The 4,417-nt window shown below is 69.6% G+C and carries 3 protein-coding genes and 2 pseudogenes; 3 read left to right on the forward strand and 2 right to left on the reverse strand.

The window, feature by feature from the left end; all coding sequences use genetic code 11:
• Nucleotides 1-625 (forward strand): annotated as a pseudogene (locus tag Mterra_RS19180) (hypothetical protein); the annotation flags it as partial.
• Nucleotides 626-798: 173 nt separating this feature from the next.
• Here the strand turns inward: Mterra_RS19180 and Mterra_RS19185 are convergent.
• The gene (locus Mterra_RS19185) at nucleotides 799-2,019 is read right to left on the reverse strand and encodes an MFS transporter (RefSeq protein WP_119316587.1); all 1,221 of its coding nucleotides are present in this window, start codon (nucleotides 2,017-2,019) and stop codon (nucleotides 799-801) included.
• A 51-nt stretch (nucleotides 2,020-2,070) separates the two neighbouring features.
• A complete protein-coding gene (locus Mterra_RS19190) occupies nucleotides 2,071-2,724 on the reverse strand; it encodes a GntR family transcriptional regulator (RefSeq protein ID WP_218022977.1) in 654 nt (217 codons plus the stop codon).
• Between the two features lie 184 nt (nucleotides 2,725-2,908).
• Here Mterra_RS19190 and Mterra_RS19195 point away from each other — a divergent pair, with 184 nt between their 5' ends.
• On the forward strand, nucleotides 2,909-3,904 hold the full coding sequence (locus Mterra_RS19195; RefSeq protein WP_420836708.1) for a TAXI family TRAP transporter solute-binding subunit: 996 nt from the start codon (nucleotides 2,909-2,911) through the stop codon (nucleotides 3,902-3,904).
• Nucleotides 3,905-4,010: 106 nt separating this feature from the next.
• Nucleotides 4,011-4,417 (forward strand): annotated as a pseudogene (locus tag Mterra_RS19200) (TRAP transporter permease); the annotation flags it as partial.

Consider the following 4,417-nt stretch of genomic DNA (forward strand, 5'->3'; position numbering starts at 1 on the left):
CCCCATCCCCCCGGACGCCCCCGTCGAGGGCGGCCCCGACAGCCGCGGCGACCGCCACGTGCTGGTGGTGGACCGCGACGGCTGCGTGCTCTACGAGCTCTTCAGCGCCTACGTGCAGCCCGACGGGAGCTGGCGGGCCTACTCGGGCGCCGTCTTCGACCTGAAGTCCAACGGCCTGCGCCCCGAGACCTGGACCTCCGCCGACGCCGCCGGGCTGCCCATCCTTCCCGGCCTGGTGCGCTACGACGAGGTGGCCGCCGGGGAGATCAACCACGCCCTGCGCTTCACCGCCCCCCAGACCCGCCGCGCCTACGTCTGGCCCGCCCGCCACTACGCCTCCAGCCTCACCGGCAGCCAGTACCCGCCCATGGGCCAGCGCTTCCGCCTCAAAGCCGGCTACGACGTCTCCGGCTTCTCCCCCCAGGTGCAGGTGATCCTGCGGGCCCTGAAGAAGTACGGCATGATCTTGGCCGACAACGGCTCGAGCTGGTACATCAGCGGCGCCCCCGACGAGCGCTGGGACAACGACGTGCTGCGCGAGCTCAAGCGCGTCCCCGGCTCGGCCTTCGAGGCGGTGGACTCGAGGGCGCTGATGATCGAGCGGGATTCGGGGCAGGCGAGGTAGCAGTGATGGTCGATAGTCGATAGCTGATAGTCGATGGCCGAATGCCGGGCGCGGGTCGTACGTCCTACGTCCTACGTCGTACGTGAGACGCAATACGCAATACGCCTTGGCCCTCGACCCTCGACGCCGCCGGGGTGGGGTCTACCACGAGCCACAAGCTGACGGCTGACCGCTTACCGCTGCCCCCCTACCGACCTCGGCCTCTCCTCCACCGTGCGCGGCCAGGGGCGGCGGGAGAGCCACAGGGCCGAGAGGACCAGCAGCAAGGAGAGCACTAGGCTGGCGGTGCGGCCGCCTAGCTGGTCCATGAGGGAGCCGGTGAGGTAGCCGCCGACCGGGGCCACGCCCAGCAGCACCATCGAGTACACCGACATCACGCGGCCGCGCAGGCGGTCGGGGACGAGGAGTTGCACGGTGGTGTTGGCGTTGACCAGGGTGGTGATCATGCCGAAGCCGCAGATCGCCAGGACCATCGCCACGCCCCAGGGCGGCAGCGGCAGGAACAGCAGGGCCAGCGACAGGGCCAGGATGCCCGAGCCCAGCAGGGTGCGGACGGGGCGGGCCTGGGCGGTGAAGGCCTGCAGCAGCGCCGCGCCGATGGCCCCGACGCCCACCGCCGACATCAAGAAGCCGTAGCCCTCGGCGTCGAGGCCCAGCACCAGCCTCGAGTACGCCGGGACCAGGGTCTGGAAATTCATCCCGAACAGGCTCGCCAGCCCCACCATCAGCACCACCTGGCGCACCAGCGGCTCCTGCCACACGTAGCGCAGGCCCTCGAGCGCCTGCTGCACGGCGCTGCCGTGGACCGGCTCGACGGCGCGGCTGGCCGTGCGCAGCAGCAGCACCAGCATGATCACGAAGGACAGGGCGTTGAGCACGTAAGCCCAGCCCAGCCCGAAGCCCGCGATGAGCAGGCCCGCCACCGCAGGGCCCGCCACCCGGCTGACGTTGAAGCCGAAGGAGTTGAGGGCGATGGCGCCCGGGTAGCGCTCCCGCCCGGCGAGCTCGACCGTGAAGGACTGCCGCACGGGCAGGTCGATGGCGTTGAAGGCCCCGTAGACGAAGGCGAAGAGCAGCACGTACTCGTAGCGGATCAGGTCGGTGAGGATCAGCACGGCCATCAGGCCGGCCAGCAGGGCCATCCCCCCCTGGGTCAGCAGCAGGAGGTTGCGGCGGGAGTGGCGGTCGGCGAGGACGCCCGCGGGCAGGGAGAGCACTAAGGAGGGCAGGAACTGGCAGACCATCACCAGCCCCAGCCGCTCGGCGCTGCCGGTGAGCTCGAGCACCAGCCAGCCCTGGGCGGCGGCCTGCATCCAGGTCCCGAGCTGGGAGATGAACAGGGCGAGCCAGTAGTTGCGGTAGAGGGGGTCGCGCAGCAGGGCCAATGCGAGCACGACCCAATGCTAAGCCACGCCCCCGGGTCGTGGCTGAGACCGGGTGCCCGTTTAGCGCCGCGCCTGGCTGAGGCGGTCGATCTCGAGCCGGGTGCTGGCGAGGTGGCGGCGCATGGCGGCCTCGGCCGCGCCGGGGTCGCGGGCGGCGAGGGCCTCGACGATGCGGCGGTGCTCCTGGTGACCGCGCATGGTGTGGGCGGGGTTGTTGGAGAGGGTGCGGAAGGCGAGCTGCATCTCGCCGAAGAGCAGCGCCAGGATGCGGTGCAGGCGGGGGTTGCCGCTGCTCTGGCTGATGAGGGCGTGGAACTGCTGGTTGGTCTGGCTGTAGAGCTGGGGGTCGCGCGACTCGACCGCCTGGCGCTGCCGTTCGAGCACGTCCCGCATCGCCCGCAACTGCTCGGGGCGGGCGCGCTGGGCGGCGAGCCGCACGGCAAGGGCCTCGAGCACCTCCCGCACCTCGTAGATCTCGCCGAGGTCGCGCGCGCTGAGGTTGGCGACGACCACCCCGCGGCGGGTGCGCTCGACCGCCAGGCCCTCCCCCACCAGTTGCAGGATGGCCTCGCGCACCGGGCTGCGCGAAACGCCCATCTGGCGGGCGAGCTCGGGCACGCTGAGCTTCTGCCCGGGCGCCAGGCGGCCCTCGAGGATCGCCTCGCGCAGGGTTTCCCGCACGGTATCGACCACGCGCTCGTTGGGGGGTAGCATAGGAATATTCATAGGTCACTCCGCTACGCCGGCAATATGGGCTGGTTCCGTAAGGCTCGTGTTTACATTTTACATGCAACATGCTTATAATCCACTCGTTACTTTGCAAAGCTATGCAAACCCCCGCCTGGGGTGCCGGGCTCGAGCCCGGCGCATGGCGAGGCAAGATCCCGGAGGTGAGCTTGTGAAACGAGTTTGGGTCCTACTGGCGGCTGCGGTGCTGGCGGGTACCGCAATGGCGCAAAAACCCCGCGTGGTCATCCCCACCGGCAGCACCGGGGGCGTGTTCTTCTTCTACGGTCAGGCCATCGCCAAACTGCTGACCGAGACCGGCGTGGCCGACGCCACCGCCCAGCAGACCGGCGGCTCGTACGACAACCTGCTGCTGCTGCGCGACCGCACCGACCCCGGCTCCAACACCTACTACTGCGCGCTGGCCACCACCGACTCCGCGCTGGTGACCTACACCGGCCAGGAGCCGCGCTTCGCCCAGAAGAAGGCCGACATGCAGCGCATCATGTTCTACATGTACCCCAGCCTGATCCACATCGTCACCACCGAACAGTCGGGGATCAAGGTGCTGCAAGACCTCAAGGGCAAGCGCGTCTCCACCGGCCAGCCGGGCTCCTCGACCGAGAACCTGGCGCTGCTGGTGCTCCAGGGCGCCGGCGTCAAGCCCGAGAGCTTCTCCAAGCGCGAGCGCCTGCCCGCCGCCGAGAGCGCCAAGGCCCTGTCCGAAGGCACCATCGACGCCTACTTCTGGGTAGGCGGCGTGCCCACCGCCAGCGTGGTGGAGGTTGGGCAATCCTTGGCCCGCACCGGCAAGAAGATCCGGCTCATCCCCGTGACCAAGGACAGCACCACCGCCCAGCTCCTGCTCAAGCGCTTCCCCGGCATCGTCAGCACCGGCACGGTGCCCGCGAGCGTGTACGGCACCGCCGGCAACGTCCCCGCGCTGTACACCGGCAACGTGTTCCTGTGCCCGGCCTCCATGCCCGACGAGCTGGCCGCGGCGATCATGAAGGCCGTGTTCGGCAACCTCAACACCCTGGTCACCGCGACCGCGGCGGCCCGCGACACCACCCTCAAGAACACCGCCGACCTCTACGCGGCCAAGACCGTCATCCCCTTCCACCCCGGGGCCGTGAAGTACCTGCGGGAAGCCGGGGCGATCAAGTAAGCCCTGCCCTGGCGAAGCTTTTGCCCAAGCTCCCTGCGACCTCTCCCGGCCAGGGAGCTTTGTGCAGCCCCTCCCGCGCCTGCGTGCTCGAGAAAAGCGAGGCCCTATGGAGCTAGCTCAGGAGACTTCCGGTAAGAGAACCCCCTTCGGGTGGGCGGTCTGGGGCGTGCTGCTGGCGGCGGCCGTCTACAGCATCTACCTGGTCGTCCACCCCTTCACCCCGCTTTCGCGGGCCGACATCGCCGTCCTCGACATCGTGCAGCTCGAGCGGGCCGTGCACGTGTTCTTCCTGGTGCTCGCCGGGTACCTCATCACCGCCCGCCAGACCCCCCACAAGCCCACCCTGGGGAGCTGGGTGTTCGCGCTGCTGAGCCTGGTGTTCCTCTACACCTTCTGGGTGCCCAACGTCACGGGGGTCAACATCCCCCTGGCCGGGAAACTGATGGGCACGCTGGCCTGGGCGCTGGCGGTGCTCCCGGCGCTGCTGCCGAGGTTGCGCGCGGTCGGCGACGT

This window comes from Calidithermus terrae, assembly GCF_003574345.1.
Taxonomy (GTDB): Bacteria; Deinococcota; Deinococci; order Deinococcales; family Thermaceae; genus Calidithermus; species Calidithermus chliarophilus.

Excerpts from the sequence above, each read along its gene's own strand:
- Mterra_RS19190 (WP_218022977.1), bottom strand. The coding sequence starts at position 2,724 with ATGCTACCCCCCAACGAGCGCGTGGTCGATACCGTGCGGGAAACCCTG.